At 33.5% G+C, this 15,337-nt stretch carries 13 protein-coding genes; 2 read left to right on the forward strand and 11 right to left on the reverse strand.

The window, feature by feature from the left end; translation table 11 throughout:
- Positions 1 to 14 precede the first annotated feature (14 nt).
- The 6 genes from ACQY6M_RS12315 to ACQY6M_RS12340 all read right to left on the reverse strand — a co-directional run bounded on the left by ACQY6M_RS12315 (position 15) and on the right by ACQY6M_RS12340 (position 7,128).
- Complete coding sequence (locus tag ACQY6M_RS12315) at positions 15 to 968, reverse strand: XdhC family protein (protein ID WP_428742184.1); 954 nt, start codon at positions 966 to 968, stop codon at positions 15 to 17.
- Between the two features lie 6 nt (positions 969 to 974).
- Positions 975 to 1,397 (reverse strand): hypothetical protein, encoded by a 423-nt coding sequence (locus ACQY6M_RS12320; protein ID WP_428742185.1) that lies wholly within the window; start codon positions 1,395 to 1,397, stop codon positions 975 to 977.
- Positions 1,398 to 1,469: 72 nt separating this feature from the next.
- Positions 1,470 to 3,731, reverse strand: a complete 2,262-nt coding sequence (locus tag ACQY6M_RS12325; protein ID WP_428742186.1) for a xanthine dehydrogenase molybdopterin binding subunit — start codon at positions 3,729 to 3,731, stop codon at positions 1,470 to 1,472.
- Positions 3,731 to 5,128 carry an FAD binding domain-containing protein gene (locus ACQY6M_RS12330; protein ID WP_428742187.1) on the reverse strand — a complete coding sequence of 466 codons (1,398 nt, stop codon included), beginning with the start codon at positions 5,126 to 5,128 and terminating at the stop codon, positions 3,731 to 3,733. The genes ACQY6M_RS12325 and ACQY6M_RS12330 overlap by 1 nt, the downstream gene beginning before the upstream one ends.
- A gap of 131 nt (positions 5,129 to 5,259) precedes the next feature.
- Complete coding sequence (locus ACQY6M_RS12335) at positions 5,260 to 6,030, reverse strand: zinc ribbon domain-containing protein (RefSeq protein ID WP_428742188.1); 771 nt, start codon at positions 6,028 to 6,030, stop codon at positions 5,260 to 5,262.
- A 3-nt stretch (positions 6,031 to 6,033) separates the two neighbouring features.
- Positions 6,034 to 7,128 (reverse strand): Nif3-like dinuclear metal center hexameric protein, encoded by a 1,095-nt coding sequence (locus ACQY6M_RS12340; RefSeq protein ID WP_428742189.1) that lies wholly within the window; start codon positions 7,126 to 7,128, stop codon positions 6,034 to 6,036.
- A 103-nt stretch (positions 7,129 to 7,231) separates the two neighbouring features.
- Here ACQY6M_RS12340 and lpxK point away from each other — a divergent pair, with 103 nt between their 5' ends.
- Complete coding sequence (gene lpxK / locus ACQY6M_RS12345) at positions 7,232 to 8,263, forward strand: tetraacyldisaccharide 4'-kinase (protein ID WP_428742190.1); 1,032 nt, start codon at positions 7,232 to 7,234, stop codon at positions 8,261 to 8,263.
- Here the strand turns inward: lpxK and ACQY6M_RS12350 are convergent.
- From ACQY6M_RS12350 to ACQY6M_RS12365, 4 genes are read right to left on the reverse strand one after another with little or no spacing between them, the layout of a single operon-like run.
- A complete protein-coding gene (locus tag ACQY6M_RS12350; protein ID WP_428742191.1) occupies positions 8,260 to 10,245 on the reverse strand; it encodes a GTP-binding protein in 1,986 nt (661 codons plus the stop codon). The genes lpxK and ACQY6M_RS12350 overlap by 4 nt on opposite strands.
- A 36-nt stretch (positions 10,246 to 10,281) precedes the next feature.
- Positions 10,282 to 11,343, reverse strand: coding sequence for a mannose-1-phosphate guanylyltransferase (locus tag ACQY6M_RS12355; RefSeq protein WP_428742192.1), 1,062 nt, complete (start codon positions 11,341 to 11,343; stop codon positions 10,282 to 10,284).
- A gap of 46 nt (positions 11,344 to 11,389) precedes the next feature.
- Positions 11,390 to 11,989, reverse strand: coding sequence for a SprT-like domain-containing protein (locus tag ACQY6M_RS12360; protein ID WP_428742193.1), 600 nt, complete (start codon positions 11,987 to 11,989; stop codon positions 11,390 to 11,392).
- A gap of 15 nt (positions 11,990 to 12,004) precedes the next feature.
- The gene (locus tag ACQY6M_RS12365) at positions 12,005 to 12,685 is read right to left on the reverse strand and encodes an SDR family NAD(P)-dependent oxidoreductase (protein WP_428742194.1); all 681 of its coding nucleotides are present in this window, start codon (positions 12,683 to 12,685) and stop codon (positions 12,005 to 12,007) included.
- A gap of 75 nt (positions 12,686 to 12,760) precedes the next feature.
- On the opposite strand from ACQY6M_RS12365, the gene ACQY6M_RS12370 reads away from it, so the two are divergent.
- Positions 12,761 to 14,041 carry an amidohydrolase family protein gene (locus ACQY6M_RS12370; RefSeq protein ID WP_428742195.1) on the forward strand — a complete coding sequence of 427 codons (1,281 nt, stop codon included), beginning with the start codon at positions 12,761 to 12,763 and terminating at the stop codon, positions 14,039 to 14,041.
- Positions 14,042 to 14,103: 62 nt separating this feature from the next.
- Here ACQY6M_RS12370 and ACQY6M_RS12375 read toward each other — a convergent pair whose 3' ends face one another.
- The gene (locus tag ACQY6M_RS12375) at positions 14,104 to 15,147 is read right to left on the reverse strand and encodes a glutaminyl-peptide cyclotransferase (protein ID WP_428742196.1); all 1,044 of its coding nucleotides are present in this window, start codon (positions 15,145 to 15,147) and stop codon (positions 14,104 to 14,106) included.
- Positions 15,148 to 15,337: the final 190 nt, after the last annotated feature.

Here is a 15,337-nt window from a genome sequence, read left to right on the forward strand (position 1 = left end):
AATTATCAAAAGAATTACTTTTTATCTTGATTTTTAACTTGAATGATTTGTGCCGCAATACTTACCGCAATTTCTTCAGGAGTTTCACTTTTTATAGATAGCCCTATAGGTGCGTGAACTTTGTTTAATTTTTCTTGAGTAACTCCTTCGTTTAGTAAAACTTCCCACATCGTTTTTAGTTTCGCTTTACTGCCCAAAACACCTAGAAATTTATAGTTGTTTTTTATCAACTTACTTAATACTAATTTGTCATCTGTGTATTTATTGGTCATAATGGCTACATAGCTTGAAGAAGATGTTTCTACGTAGTTTTCAATATCGTTGTAATTAATTACTAATTTTTGATGAGCAGTCCGGTTATTTTCTAAGGTGTTAAGATTTTCTCTATTATCAAAAACAACGACATAGAAACCAAGTTTAACAAAGAGTTCGGAAACAGCAACGCCTACATGCCCACCGCCAACGATATATAAAGTTTCTTTAAAACCGATATGTTCATTGAAATACCAATCTTCTAAAGAGTTGATTTTATACTCAAATTGATTTTCTAGAATAAGGGAAGTAAAATCAAATTGGGTAGGAGACAAGTGTAAAGTTCCTTTTTTACCATGTTGTAAGCAAGAAATAATGTGCTCAACTATTGAAATATCATTGGAATCTAAATAATGAAAAGCAACAGTTTGTTCACCAGAACAAATCATACCCGAACCATCTTTGATATTTCCTTTGTGAATTTGTTTTTTGATGAATGTTGGAGGGTTTTCTTGTTGCAACAATTGTTTCGCTTCTTCAACGAGTGTAAACTCCATCACACCACCACCTACAGAACCGAAAATAAAACCGTTTTTAGTAATTAACATTTTAAAGCCTTTTCGACCTGGTGAACTGCCAAGATTTTCAATTACCGTTAGGAGGTATACCCTCTGTTTATTTTGAAGTTTTGTATGTAACTGTTGCCAGAATTCCATAAAAGTTTACTTAAAAATAGTTTCGCTTAGGGCATAATAAATAGCCATTAGTGCAGAAAAAATAGCACTGGCTAAAAAACGCCAATCGAGTTTTACTTTATTTTGAATGATAAAATTAGCGATAAACGAAATAGGAATGTTTACTAAAAACGACCAACAAGCAACAATGAATAAGTTACTGGTTATTTGTTCAAAATTTCCAGAAAATAACTTGATAAACAGCAAATGTCTAAAAATCCAAAGTGGATTAAAGTACGCAATCGCTAATATTGTTTTTGCAATGGTTCTTCTGAGTCCGCTATTATTGGCTGTCTTTTTTTCTATCCAATTAAAATAGTTAGGAATTTCAAGAGCATAAACGGTAGCACCAATAAGTACCATTCCGAGAAGTCTGTATATTGAAAACTCGTTTAGTAAAAGGGATGCCATCGTATCTCCAATGCTATAAATTAACGCGCCCCGAAATATATTCTGTTTGGTGTATTGTAGTTTGATAAGCTTTTATTTTTCATACAATCCCATCAACACTTTTTCGGGTGTAAAAGGAGAGTGGAATTTTAATTTATAATTAGGGTTGAAAGCTTTCACAGCTTGCTGAATGGCAAAATAAGCCCCAATTCCATACATTAATGGAGGCTCACCAACTGCTTTCGATTTTTTAATAGCCATTTGATTCCCTTCAGTTTTTAACGGAATGGTTTCTACTGTTTTGGGAGCAGAAAAAATATCAGGCACCTTATAGGTAGACAAAGCATTCGATAATAATCTTCCTTCATTGTTATAGGAGATTTCTTCCATAGTCATCCAACCAATTCCTTGTGCCAAAGCACCTTCGACTTGTCCTAAATCAATACCCATATTCATACTTTTACCAAAGTCGTGTACTATTTTTACGCTATCAATTTCATAATTACCACGAATACAATTTACAGTAACTGTTGTTATAGCTGTACCGTACACGTGGTAGGCAAACGGATGTCCTTTTTCTATGGTTTTATCAAAGTGAATAATTGGCGTTGCATAATGTGCGTTTTCAGAGAGTGCTACACGACGTAGCATCGCTTCAGCAATTAAAGCTTCCCATGTTAGATCTGATTTTTTATCACTTACAAAAATAGCATCTTCCTGAAAAGAGATGTTTTCTTTTTTGGTAGAGAGTATGTCAGCGGCAACTACTGTTAGTCGTTCAACTAACGAATTACAAGCCATTTCAGTTGCTTTTCCGTTAAGGTCGGCAGTTGAACTTGCTGCAGAAGGTGAGGTATTGGCAACACGTGTAGTATTGGTAGTTTCTAGTTTTACTTTATCTGGCGAAATTCCTAAAACACTTTGTGCTACTTGTAATATTTTGGTGTTTACACTTTGTCCCATTTCTACAGCACCTGTTGAGACACCAACACTTCCATCTTGATAAATATGCACCAAAGCACGTGCATGGTTCATTGGGGTATTGGTAAACGAAATACCAAAAGCAATAGGCATTAATGAAATACCTTTTTTGTAGCGGTTGTTCTTCTTATTGAAGTCAGCTACTTCTTGTTCTAGTTGCTCCAGTTGATATTGCTCCTTTGCGCTAAACCATGAATTTTGTGCTTGTACTTCGGTCGCAATTTGTCCGTATGAAAACTCGTCATTTTCAGCTAATAGATTAGCTTCTTGAATTAATCTTTTATTGATTCCGATTTTATCAGCGGCATCTGCAATGGCACTTTCAATCACAAACATTCCTTGTGGGCCACCAAAACCACGAAAAGCGGTGTTAGGTGGTAAGTTGGTTTTACAACTATACACTGTAGTATGTACGTTTGGAACAAAATAACTATTGGTAGCATGAAACAAAGTTCTCTCGGCAATTGCAGGTGATAAATCTGCTGCGGCTCCTGAATTTTGTAGGAACTCGGCTTCAAAAGCTTTTATTTTTAAGTCTTTGGTTAATCCTATTTTGTAAAATGAAGAATAGGGATGACGTTTCCCTGTCATGCGTAAATCGTCATGGCGATTCAGCATGTATTTAACTGGGCGGTTTAAGTGTTGCACTGCTACAGCAGCCATAACAGCCCAAGGAGTTGCTTGATCTTCTTTTCCTCCAAAACCACCTCCTAAACGGATTACATCTACTTCAATTTTATGCATTGGAACGCCTAATACCTTTGCTGCTGTTTTTTGAACAGCAGTAGGGCCTTGAGTTGATGAGGTAATTTTTATATTCCCGTTTTCTTGAGGAACGGCATAACAACCTTGTGTTTCTAAATACAAATGTTCTTGTCCGTTCGAAAAAGTCTCACCTTCAAAAACATAATCACATTCGGTAAAGGCATTTAGAGTATCCCCCAATTTGAAAGAGCGAGGAGCGTTGATAAAACTTCCTTTTTCTTTAGCTTCTTTAGCGGTTGTGATTACAGGAAGTTCTTCAATATCTATGGTAATTAAAGCTCTAGCTTTTTTAGCAATAGCTTCACTTTTGGCAACAATAAAAGCAATGGGTTGTCCCGAGAAATGAACTTCATTTTCTGCCCATAAAGGTTCATCAGGGATGATACCTCCAATTTGATTTTCTCCTAAAACATCTTTATAGGTGAATATTTTTACTACACCTTCTAACACTTCTGCTTTTGAATAATCTACCGATTTGATTTTTCCATGCGCTTTTGGCGAGTCAAAAACCAATCCGAATAAGGTGTCTTGACGTAGCATTAAATCGTCAACAAATAACGATTCTCCTCGGACATGCGTGAAACTGTCAATATTTTTCATTGTTTTCATTAGGTAATCAATTTTTTAAGTTCAACTTGGTTAGGGAATAGCTCTAAAAAGTGAGCAAAAAATAATTGTCTTGCTAACAAACGCTTGTATTCAGCATTTCCACGTACATCACTAATGGGAGAGATTTCTGACTGTAAAACTGTTTCAGCTTCTTTTACTGTTTCCGAACTGATTGTTTTTCCAATTAAAAAAGCATTGGTTTTGTGTAAATATTTCGGAATAGCAGCAACACCTCCTAATGAAAAATGTGCCTCTATAATTGTATCGTTTACTACAGAAATTCTCCCTGCGGCATTTACACTAGCAATATCCAAGTGTGTCCGTTTGCTTACTTTTTCAAAATTGAAAAAGTCCTCAGCTTGTGGAACTTTGAATTGTATTAATTGCAAGATTTCACCTTCTTGTAAATCGTATTTTTTATACTCTTGATGAAATTCTTGAAATGGAATTTGTCGAGTACTTCCATCTTCTTTTTGAATGGTTAAGGTTGAATTTAATGCTAAAAAGAAAATAGACATGTCACCAATAGGAGAGGCATTCACAAAATTACCTCCGATGGTTCCCATATTTCTGATTTGCTCTGAAGAAACTAGTTTCAGAAATTGTTTCAATTTAGGGAAAAGAGTTTGTAGTTGTTTACTTTCAGCTATTTCGGTAACCGTTGTGTTAACGCCTAAGGTACAAATCCCTTCTGTGAAAGAAATTCCTTTCAAGGCATTTTTATCGGTTAATAAATGCACATCTTCTTCCGCCATTTTATCTGCATGTTGTACATAAATATCGGTTCCGTTGGCAACTTTAACTCCTGTTTTTTCAAAGTTTTTTGGTTGTAATTGTTGTAGTTTTTCAGGAATGGTTTTGAAATAATCAGGAATAAAACCTTCTTTGATTAACCAGTCAATTTGCTGATTGCCGTTTTGTTGTTGTAATTTATGTTCTATCTCGTAACCTGCTTTTTCAATAGACTTGTAACCTGTACAACGACAAATATTTCCACTAATAGCATCGTTACAGCTTGTTGTTTTGTTGTTTTCCAAAGCATATCCTGTCATAGATACCACAAATCCTGGTGTACAAAAGCCACATTGTGTCGCATAATTATCGGTCATTGCTTTTTGTACAGCATTTAGTTCTTTAGGTAAATTGATACCTTCTACCGTAACGATGTGTTTTCCATTGGCATTTCCTAAAGGAGAAATACATGAAGTTATACTTTGGTAAGTTACTTTATTCTCAGTTAGTTCTCCAACTAATACCGTACAAGCACCACAATCGCCTTCACGACATCCTATTTTGGTTCCCTTTAACTGTTGATGGTCTCGAATAAAATCAAGTAGCGTAATACCTGCATTTGCAGACGTTTTAATTACTTGGTTATTTAATATAAATTGTATCATAAGCAAAATGCAAGATACGAAAATGTAACATGCATGTAAAGTTTAGTTTTCTTGAAATATAAAGAGTAAAGGAGAGGGATAAAAAAAGCCCTCTATTTTAGAGGGCTTGATATATATTTTAAGAAAAAATATTAAGCAAACAAGCTGTCAATTTTCTCTTTTTCTTCTTGAGCTAAGGCAGCATCTACTAAAATACGTCCACTGTGCTCGTCAATTGTAATTTTCTTACGGTTAGCGATTTCTAATTGCACTTGTGGTGGAATCGTAAAGAAAGAACCTCCAGCAGCTCCACGTTCAATAGCTACAACAGCTAATCCGTTTCTTACTTTAGTTCTAATTCTATTGTAAGCAGATAATAAGTGATCGTCAATAGACTGAGCAAATTCTTCAGATTTTTCTTTTAATAACTGCTCTTCTTTCTCAGTTTCTTTTAAGATAGCATCTAACTCACCTTTTTTGTGGGCTAAGTGACTTTCTTGTAAAGTTAATTTCTCTTTTGTTTTCTCGATAACCTCGTTTTTTTGAGCAATTTTAGCTTTGTACTCTTTAATTCTTTTTTCAGATAATTGAATTTCTAATTCTTGGTACTCAACTTCTTTAGTTAAAGAATCAAACTCACGGTTATTACGAACATTTTTTTGTTGTTCTGCATATTTAGCGATTAATGCTTTAGATTCATCAATAGCTAATTTTTTGTTACTAATATCAGTTTCTAAATTTTTAACATCTTCAGCTAAATTAGAAAGTCTAGTGTTTAATCCGGCAACTTCATCTTCTAAATCTTCAACTTCTAAAGGTAATTCACCGCGAACGTTTCTAATTTCGTCAATTCTAGAATCGATTAACTGTAAATCGTATAACGCTCTTAATTTTTCTTCTACCGTTACTTCTTTTTTTGCCATCTGTTAAATATAGTGTATTGGATTTGTACTCTTTTCGCTTAAAATAATTGCAAAAGTACTAAATTTTTTGCTAAGATAATCAACTAAAAGATTTTTTGTAAATTGTTCGCTTTCATAATGTCCAACATCGGTAAGTAAGATGTTTTTTTCAGCTTTGAAAAACTCATGATACTTAAAATCAGCACTAATGTATGCATCTGCACCTGCTCGTATGGCATTTTTGATAGCAAAACTTCCTGAACCTCCAAGTACAGCGACTTTTTTAATAGGCTTGTCAAGCAATTCTGAATGTCGAACACAGCCTGTTTTAAAGGTTTCTTTTACAAATAGTAAAAAGTCTTTTTCATTCATTGGAGAAGAAAGTTCTCCAATCATTCCCATACCTACGTTTTGGTTTTGGTTATCTAAGGTAATAACTTCGTAAGCAACTTCTTCATACGGGTGATTTTTAAAGAGAGCCGAAAGTATTTTTTCTTCTAAATAAGAATCGAATGTTACCGTAATGCAGGTTTCTTCTTCAAACATTAATTTACCTTTTTCACCAACAGTAGGATTTGAGGTTTCGTTACCTCTATAACTTCCTTTTCCTTCTACATTAAAAGAACAGTTGTCATAATTACCAATATTTCCTGCGCCCGCTTCAAATAATTTTTCACGTAAATTAGTAGCTTCTGAAAAAGGAACATAAGTAGTTAACTTTTTGATGATTCCTTTTTTAGGAATGAGTGTTCTCATGTTTTCTAAACCTAAAACTTCTCCCATTTTAGCTGAAACACCATTATTAACATTATCTAAAGCTGTATGGGTAGCATAAATAGCAATGTTATGCTGAATAGCTTTTAATACAACACGTTCTACATAATTGTTACCGTTTATTTTTTTTAAGCCACTAAATACAATTGGATGAAAGCTTACAATAAGATTACAATTGTTAGTAATTGCTTCATCCACAGTTTCTTCAAGAGTATCAAGAGTGACTATAATCCCGGTTACTTCTGTAGTGTAATTTCCTATTAATAAGCCAACATTGTCAAAATCTTCAGCATACGAAAGCGGTGCTAATTGTTCAATATAGTTGGTAACGTCTTTTATTTGCATTTGGGTGAGTTTAATGATAGTTCAAAGTTAGTAAAACTAGTTGTTACTATAAAGGTTACTTCACTTTGTTAGTAATGAAGAAATAATTTTTACTTTTGGTGTAATGAAGCTACTTCGATTTTTATTATTTCCGTTTGCTATATTGTATGATGTTGTTACGAGGTTTCGTAATTGGTTTTTTAATATTGGTATTTTAAAAGCTACTTCTTTTGATATTCCTGTAATTGCTGTAGGGAATTTGAGTGTAGGCGGGACAGGAAAATCTCCACAGATTGAATATTTGATACGTTTATTGAAAGATGATTATAAAATAGCTGTTTTAAGTCGAGGGTACAAGCGCAAAACGGAAGGTTTTCAGTTAGTAAATGATGCACATACTGCAGAAGATGTAGGAGATGAACCCTTACAGTTTTATAAAAAGTTCAAAGAAGAGATTACCGTGGCTGTGGATGCCGATAGAACGAATGGAATTCAGCAGTTGTTGCTACGTAATAATCCGCCAGAAGTTGTATTGTTGGATGATGCCTATCAGCATAGAAAAGTTACGGCCAGTAGTTATATTTTACTAACCAAGTACAACGATTTGTTTGTAGATGATTTTTTATTACCTACAGGAAATTTGCGAGAAAGTAGAAGAGGGGCTAAGCGAGCTAAGGTGATAGTGGTTACGAAATGTCCTGAGAATTTATCGAAAGGAGAACAAGAAAAAATAGTGCAAAAACTTAATCCAAAATCATATCAAAAAGTGTTTTTCACAACGATTACGTATGACGAAAATTTAAAAGGAGTTGAAGAGTTAACAATTGCTGATTTGCAGGATAAAGAAGTATTGTTAGTAACGGGAATTGCGAATCCGACTCCTTTATTGAATTTTTTGAAAGAAAAGAAAGTAAGTTTTAAGCATCTAAACTTTCCTGATCATCATAATTTCACGAATCAAGATATTACAACGATCAAGAAAAGTTTTGATGAATTGCAATCTCAACAAAAAATCATATTAACTACTGAAAAAGATTATATGCGTTTAGAAGGAAAGATTGATCCTCTTAATTATATTTCTATAAAAAGTCATTTTATAAGTGAAGAGAAAGTTTTTAACTCTTTGGTGTTTAATGAAATAAAGAAGGTTGGCTAGATTACTCGCTCGTCAGCTTTATAAGCACCACGACGGTGTAAAATCCATTGAGCTTCGTCTAATGGATTTACTCCTTTAAACTCTCTCGATTTCCCTTCTCCTTCAGGGCATACATCATAACCATGAAAAATCATTCGCAAACGTATACGACCGCTGCAAACAGTATTTAACTTAATACTTAAATCTAAAGAAGTAGCTACGGGGATGGTTCCTGTAAGATGCATCATTTCGTTTTGAAAAGAAGGAGAGTTAATAGTAGCTCTTCTAGTAGTAAGTTCAGAAATAATTTTACTTAAAAATTCTTCATTGGTTTTTATTTCAAAGCGAACAAGAGGTTCTAATAAATGTGTTCCTCCAGCTTGTAAACCTTTCATGATTCCCATTGGAGTAGCTAAGTTAAAATCGCCAGGTCTTGAATGTATATTATGATCTTCTCCTTTAATTAATGTGATTTTTACATCGGTTACTTCCCAGCCGAGTAAACCTTGCTCTAAAGCTTTAGGGATCGTTCTGGCTATTTCGTTTTGATATTTATTATGAATATCATTTTTAGAAACAATAGATTGATAGCTAACACCTGAGTTTAAAGGAGCGGGTTCAATTAAAAAAGTCATAATTGCCCAACAAGGCTTAGGCATCCAATAACGAATATAACCTTCTGCAGCTTTACTTATGGTCTCTTTGTAAACAATTTGTGGTTCTGTAAAAGTAACAGGTATTGAAAATCGCTCTAATAATGCATGTGTAAGCACTTCAATTTGCATATCCCCCATTAATAACAATAACAGTTCTTTTTCGGGTTTATGCCACTTGAATTGTAGCGTTGGATCTTCTCTGTCTATGATTTGTAAAGCCTGCGCTAAAGTATTGTAATCTTTATCGTTATCAGGTAATACTTGTACACTCAAAACGGGAGTGTTTAATTCGGGTAGTTTTGGAATTCTTTCGGGGTTGCCAAGAATGTCTCCTGTTTTAGTATCAACAACACCTGTAATAATTCCGATATCACCAGCTTTAATAGTAGTGTCAATATGTTTGGTATGATGAAAAACCTTCGATTGGTTTATTTTAGTTTCTACAGCTTGTGTATGATTATAAATAACCGACTTAGAAGATAGCTCACCCGAAAAGACTTTTACATGTGCCATAACACCATGAGTTTTATGATGTTCCAACTTGTATACATAAGCAGAAGTTTCTTGTGTGGCAGTATTCTTATCTGGTTTGATGAAATTTGTTAATCCATCTAATAATTCCTTTACACCGATGTTGTTTTTAGCAATCCCAATAAATACAGGAGAAATTAAAGCTTTGGAAGTATTCTTTACAATAGATTTTATATAGGTCTCATCAGTTATAGTACCACCGTTTAAGTATTGCTCTAACAGACTTTCATCAGTTTCAATCAGTTCTTCTGTTATGGCTTCTTTTTGTTCTTTGGTAACTAAATCATCATGAAAAACTGGAGTAATACAAGCAGCATCTAATCCTTCTTGATGACTGGTATAGATAGATACAGTTTTAATTTGAAGCTCATCTTTTATTTGTTCTAAAACACTTTCAGTATCAGCTCCTTGTCGGTCAATTTTATTAACGAAAATTATGGTTGGAATTTTCAGCTTTTGCAAAGCATCTGCAATAGTTAAGGTATGAGCCTGTACACCTTCAACTGCTGAAACAACTAAAACAACAGCATCTACCACACATAATGTTCTTGCAACTTCACTAGAAAAATCTACGTGTCCTGGAGTATCTATTAGATTGACTTTGGTATCATTCCAAATAAAAGAAGTGGTTGCTGCTTTTATGGAAATTCCACGCTCTTTTTCTAGCGCTAAACTATCAGTAACAGTAGAACCTTTATCTACACTTCCTATATTTCTTATAGCTCCTGTATGGTATAATAAATGTTCGGTTAAAGTAGTTTTACCAGCATCAACATGTGCTAAAATTCCTATGTTAAGAATGTTAGAATATTCCATTAATCAATAATATCTTATAAAGAGAGAGGTAGCTTGTTAAAATTTCTCTTTTGCAGCTGCACTAATTAGCTTAATGTCTTGCTCATCTTTACGGGGACAAATAACTAATACATCGTCTTTTTCTACAATAATGAAATCTTTTAATCCTTGAACTACTACTTTTTTGCCATTTTTAGTACTAACCATATTTCCGTTGGCGTCTTTAAAAATAGTTGTAGCTCCAACTGTTGCATTTTGGTGAGTGTCTTTACCAAGTTTGTTATATAAAGAACCCCAGGTACCTAAATCATCCCAACCAAAATCTACAGGGAGTACGTGTACTTTTTCAGAGCGTTCCATAATTCCGAAGTCGATAGAAATGTTTTCGCACTTTTCATAGTTACTTTTAATAAAATCGTCTTCAAAATTGGTGTTGTATACGTTGTCACCAGCATCTAAAATGTTAACCATTTCAGGAAGATGCTTGTTGAAAGAATCTAAGATACTAGAAACAGACCAAACAAAAATACCAGCATTCCACAGATAATCACCACTCGCTAAAAACTGAGTAGCTTTTTCTAGGTTTGGTTTTTCGGTAAACGTTTTTACTTTTTTTATTTCAGAAGCATTTTCTTCAAACTGAATATAACCATAACCTGTATTTGGATGACTCGGTTGTATTCCTAGAGTCATTAATATATCTTCTTGAAAACAAGCGTTAAAAGAAGTCTCAATATTCTTAATAAATTCCGCTTCGTTTTCTATCCAATGATCCGACGGCGCTACTAACATCACAGCATTTTCATTTTGCTGGCGAATTTTTAATGCAGCATACAAAATACAAGGGGCAGTATTACGCATTGTAGGTTCAAGTAATAGCTGTTTTGCGCTAATTTTAGGAAGTTGCTCTAATACTAACTCTTCATAACGCTTATTTGTAGCAATTAAAATATTTTCAGAAGGAACTAATTGATTAATTCTACTAAAAGTTCTTTGCAGTAAAGATTCACCAGTTCCTAATAGGTCGTGAAATTGTTTTGGATACTTTTCGGTGCTTACTGGCCAAAGACGTGAACCTACACCTCCCGCCATAATTACTGCATAATAATTAGTGTTCATACTGGTTGTTTTGATACTAGTCTGAATTTACTTCAGAATGATATAATTAATTGTTTGAAGCTACTAGCTCCACTTCTGCATTTTGATTGAATAAATAGACACGTTTGTTACTTAAGTTTAAGCACTCGTAACGTGTTCTTCGTTTGCTTCCTCTTTTGTACAGTGTCTCTTTAAACTGAAAAACACTACCATTTGGAATTTCAAAGATAAAATTCTTTCCGTCTTTAGATTCTCCTTTTCGTAAAGCTAGCGATAAATTTACATCGGTATCGGTACTGGCTTTTGGGTTTTTTAGGTAGTTGGCTAGATACGGAAGCATATCTTTCGGATAGATTTCAGGCTGTAAAAATGGTAACATTAAATGTTGAAAAACTGTTTTCCACTCTTTACCATGAGGTTGTACTCTTCCAAATTTTTGATAGGTAACATGATGTGCAATTTCATGAACTAAAGTCAACAAAAACTGATATGGGTTTAAGTTGTTATTCACCGTAATTTGCATGTGACCATTTGGTAAGCGACGAAAATCACCATGTTTGGTTTGACGTTCACTCACTATTTTTAAATTGATTTTATGCTCAATAATTAAATATTCAACTAACGGAATAGCTTCTTCAGGGATGTATTTAATCAATATTTTTTTCAAATGTAGTACTTGAATTTAAGGAGTAGAACTTGAAACTTGTAATACTTTTCCGTTGTAGTATTTGTTACCTGTTAAAGCAAAATCAAAAATATAGTTAGCCATTTCTTTAGCGGATAATGGAGCAATATAACCAGGGAAGGCTTCTTCTAGCATTTCTGTTTGTACAGCACCTAAGGCTAATACGTTAAAAGCTATTTGTTGCTCTTTATATTCTTCAGCTAGTAATTCAGATAAAGTAATAACTGCTCCTTTGGCAGAACTATAGGCTGCTAATCCAGGAAATTTCATACTTCCTTGTATTCCGCCCATGCTACTCACTGTTACTACATGGCTCCCTTGTTGCATAAATGGTAAGAGGTTTTTAGTCAATTCAGCAACTGCAAAAACATTCACTCTATAAACCTCTTCAAAATCTTGCGTAGTTAATTGCTCAAAAGGTTTATTAATCAATTTTCCTGCATTATTAACAAGAATATCTACCTTTTTCCATTCAGTTGAAACAAAATTAACCGCTTTTTTTACATCATTTTCGTTAGATAAATCAACAGAAATAGTTGTAATCTTAGGGTGGTTTATTTGCTCTAAAGGCTTAGTGTTTCTTGATAAGGCTAATACTTGATGTCCTTGATTAGCAAATTGTTGCGCTAATTCAAAACCAATACCTCTACTAGTTCCTGTAATAACAATGTGTTTCATCTAAAATAGGTAAAATTAAAAAGGCAAGCTACATAAAAATCACTACATTTAGTACCTAATCGGATTTAAATTATTATGAAAAATAGATTTTTTTTAACCTTAACTTTATTCATTTCTGCAATTGCATTTGGTCAAAATTCTTATATATTCTGTGGGAAATTAATAGATACAGAACAAGGTAAAATTAAAGAGGAACAAACTGTCGTTGTGAAAGAAAATAAAATTGTTGATGTGTTAAAAGGTTATGTTAACCCAGATAATCCTGATGATGAAATAATAGATTTAAAAGATAAAGTAGTTATTCCTGGATTGATTGACATGCATGTACATATTGAAAGTGAACATAGTCCTAAAACAAGGTTAGAAAAATATATTTTGAATGATGCAGATAGAGCTTATAATTCTGTAGGATTTGCCAAAACGACTTTATTAAATGGCTTTACTACGGTAAGAGACTTAGGAGGAACAGGAGTTAATATTTCTTTAGCAAAAGCAATTAAAGCAGACAAAATTGTTGGACCAAGAGTGTTTACAGCTGGAAAATCTTTAGCAACAACAGGAGGACATGCAGATCCAACAAATGGTAGTAGAAGAGAACTTACAGGGAATCCGGGGCCAAAAGAAGGAGTAGTAAATTCGGTAGAAGATGCTAGAAAAGCGGTTAGACAGCGTTATAAAAATGGAGCAGATTGTATTAAAATTACAGCAACAGGAGGTGTGTTGAGTGTAGCAAAATCTGGAGATAACCCTCAATTTACAATTGAAGAAATAAAAGCAATCTGTGAAACTGCCAAAGATTATGGAATGCATGTAGCAGCTCATGCTCATGGAGACGAGGGGATGCAACGAGCAATTATAGGAGGAGTAAAAACTATTGAGCATGGAACGTATATGAGTGACGCAACTATGGAGTTGATGAAAAAGCATGATGTGTATTTAGTGCCAACAATTACTGCAGGTAAAGAAGTGGAAGAGAAGGCAAAGGTTAAAGGTTTTTATCCTGAAATAGTGGTGCCTAAAGCTTTAGCGGTAGGACCACAAATACAAGGAACTTTTAGTAAAGCGTATAAAAAAGGAGTAAAAATAGCTTTTGGTACCGATGCAGGAGTATTTGAACACGGAAAGAACGGAAAAGAATTTGGGTATATGGTTGAAGCAGGGATGCCAGCGATGGAAGCAATTCAATCTGCAACGATAACTAATGCTAAATTGCTAAATAAGGAAAAGGAGTTGGGACAAGTTAAAAAAGGATTTTTAGCAGATATTATTGCTGTAAATGAAGACCCGACCCAAAATATTCACACGATGGAAAAAGTAACTTTTGTGATGAAAAACGGGAAGGTTTATAAAAAGTAGCAATTAAAAAATCCCACTTTCTATAGTAAGAGAGTGGGATTTTTAGTTTTTAAGTAGGTTATTTATTCTTTAGTAAGTTCTATTTCGAATAATTTACTCCAGTGTTTTCCTGTAACAAACAAGCGATTGGTATCTGCATCGTAAGCAATTCCATTTAATACATCATCTTGAGGTTCTAAGCTTTGATCTTTAGTAACAATATCTCTTAGTCCATTTAAATTAGCAACACCTTCAACCACACCTGTTTCAGGATTGATAATCACTATTGAGTTTTGTTGCCATTTGTTAGCATAAATTTTACCATTGATAAACTCAATTTCATTTAAATTGTCAACAGGGTATTTGTTGGTGTATACTTGAATACTGCTTTTTTCTTTCTGAGTATTGGCATCTAAAAACCAAACTTTATTTGTTCCATCCGTTTTAATAAGCTCAGAACCGTTGTGTGTCAATCCCCAACCTTCATTACTATTGGTGTAGTTAAAACTTCCAGTTTGTTTAAAAGTGTCAAAATCATAGATAAACCCCTTACGTGCTTGCCATGTTAACCAATATATTTTATTATTGAAGATGGTCATTCCTTCTCCAAAATACTTTTCATCTAAATCAGTCTTATGTAGCACTTCTCCAGTTTTTAAATCTACTTTTCTTAAAGAAGACTGTCCTTTACGTCCTGTAGTTTCGTATAAGTATCCGTTTTTATATTCTAAACCTTGAGTATAAGCATCTTTATCGTGAGGATATGTGTTTACAATCTTATAAGAATATACAGCAGGAGCTTCTTTAGCTAATACTTCAATAGAATTATTTAATTTTTTAGATTTATTTGGATAAAAGGCTAGAGCAGTAACCGCATGTTTTCCCACACCAAAATCGGCAGTATTAATAGTAACGCTGGTTTCGTTTGTATTTACACGTTTATTGTCAACATACAATTGTACTGAATCTATTTGTTCTCCTTTAAGTTGTTCAAATTTAATAGCAGCTTTATCTCCTAAAGTGGTCTTTTTTGTAGTGTTTAATTTAAATTTGTAATTAGTTTCGCTACAAGAGGTTATTACTAAAGTAGTAGCTAATCCTAAAGTAAAAAGGTTATAAAAACGCATATATATAATATTATTTTTGTAGTTTATACTGTTGTTCTACAAATTAAAGCAAATTATTTGTTTGCAAATTAAAAAAAAGGGTTAAATTTGCACCCTCAAATAGCCATTGCAGGTTTTTGAATAATGAAATGATTATAAAGCTTTACCAACTTTATATTTTTCAACAAAAATAAAAGATTTTAAATTTACA

Origin of the sequence: Tenacibaculum sp., assembly GCF_050290165.1 — a bacterium.
Lineage (GTDB): Bacteria > Bacteroidota > Bacteroidia > Flavobacteriales > Flavobacteriaceae > Polaribacter.

Coding starts and splice junctions, on each gene's coding strand:
- ACQY6M_RS12355 (WP_428742192.1), bottom strand. CDS start 11,343: ATGAACACTAATTATTATGCAGTAATTATGGCGGGAGGTGTAGGTTCA.
- ACQY6M_RS12335 (WP_428742188.1), bottom strand. CDS start 6,030: ATGGCAAAAAAAGAAGTAACGGTAGAAGAAAAATTAAGAGCGTTATAC.
- ACQY6M_RS12315 (WP_428742184.1), bottom strand. CDS start 968: ATGGAATTCTGGCAACAGTTACATACAAAACTTCAAAATAAACAGAGG.
- ACQY6M_RS12350 (WP_428742191.1), bottom strand. CDS start 10,245: ATGGAATATTCTAACATTCTTAACATAGGAATTTTAGCACATGTTGAT.
- ACQY6M_RS12365 (WP_428742194.1), bottom strand. CDS start 12,685: ATGAAACACATTGTTATTACAGGAACTAGTAGAGGTATTGGTTTTGAA.
- ACQY6M_RS12340 (WP_428742189.1), bottom strand. CDS start 7,128: ATGCAAATAAAAGACGTTACCAACTATATTGAACAATTAGCACCGCTT.
- ACQY6M_RS12320 (WP_428742185.1), bottom strand. CDS start 1,397: ATGGCATCCCTTTTACTAAACGAGTTTTCAATATACAGACTTCTCGGA.
- ACQY6M_RS12330 (WP_428742187.1), bottom strand. CDS start 5,128: ATGATACAATTTATATTAAATAACCAAGTAATTAAAACGTCTGCAAAT.
- lpxK (WP_428742190.1), top strand. CDS start 7,232: ATGAAGCTACTTCGATTTTTATTATTTCCGTTTGCTATATTGTATGAT.
- ACQY6M_RS12325 (WP_428742186.1), bottom strand. CDS start 3,731: ATGAAAACAATGAAAAATATTGACAGTTTCACGCATGTCCGAGGAGAA.
- ACQY6M_RS12370 (WP_428742195.1), top strand. CDS start 12,761: ATGAAAAATAGATTTTTTTTAACCTTAACTTTATTCATTTCTGCAATT.
- ACQY6M_RS12375 (WP_428742196.1), bottom strand. CDS start 15,147: ATGCGTTTTTATAACCTTTTTACTTTAGGATTAGCTACTACTTTAGTA.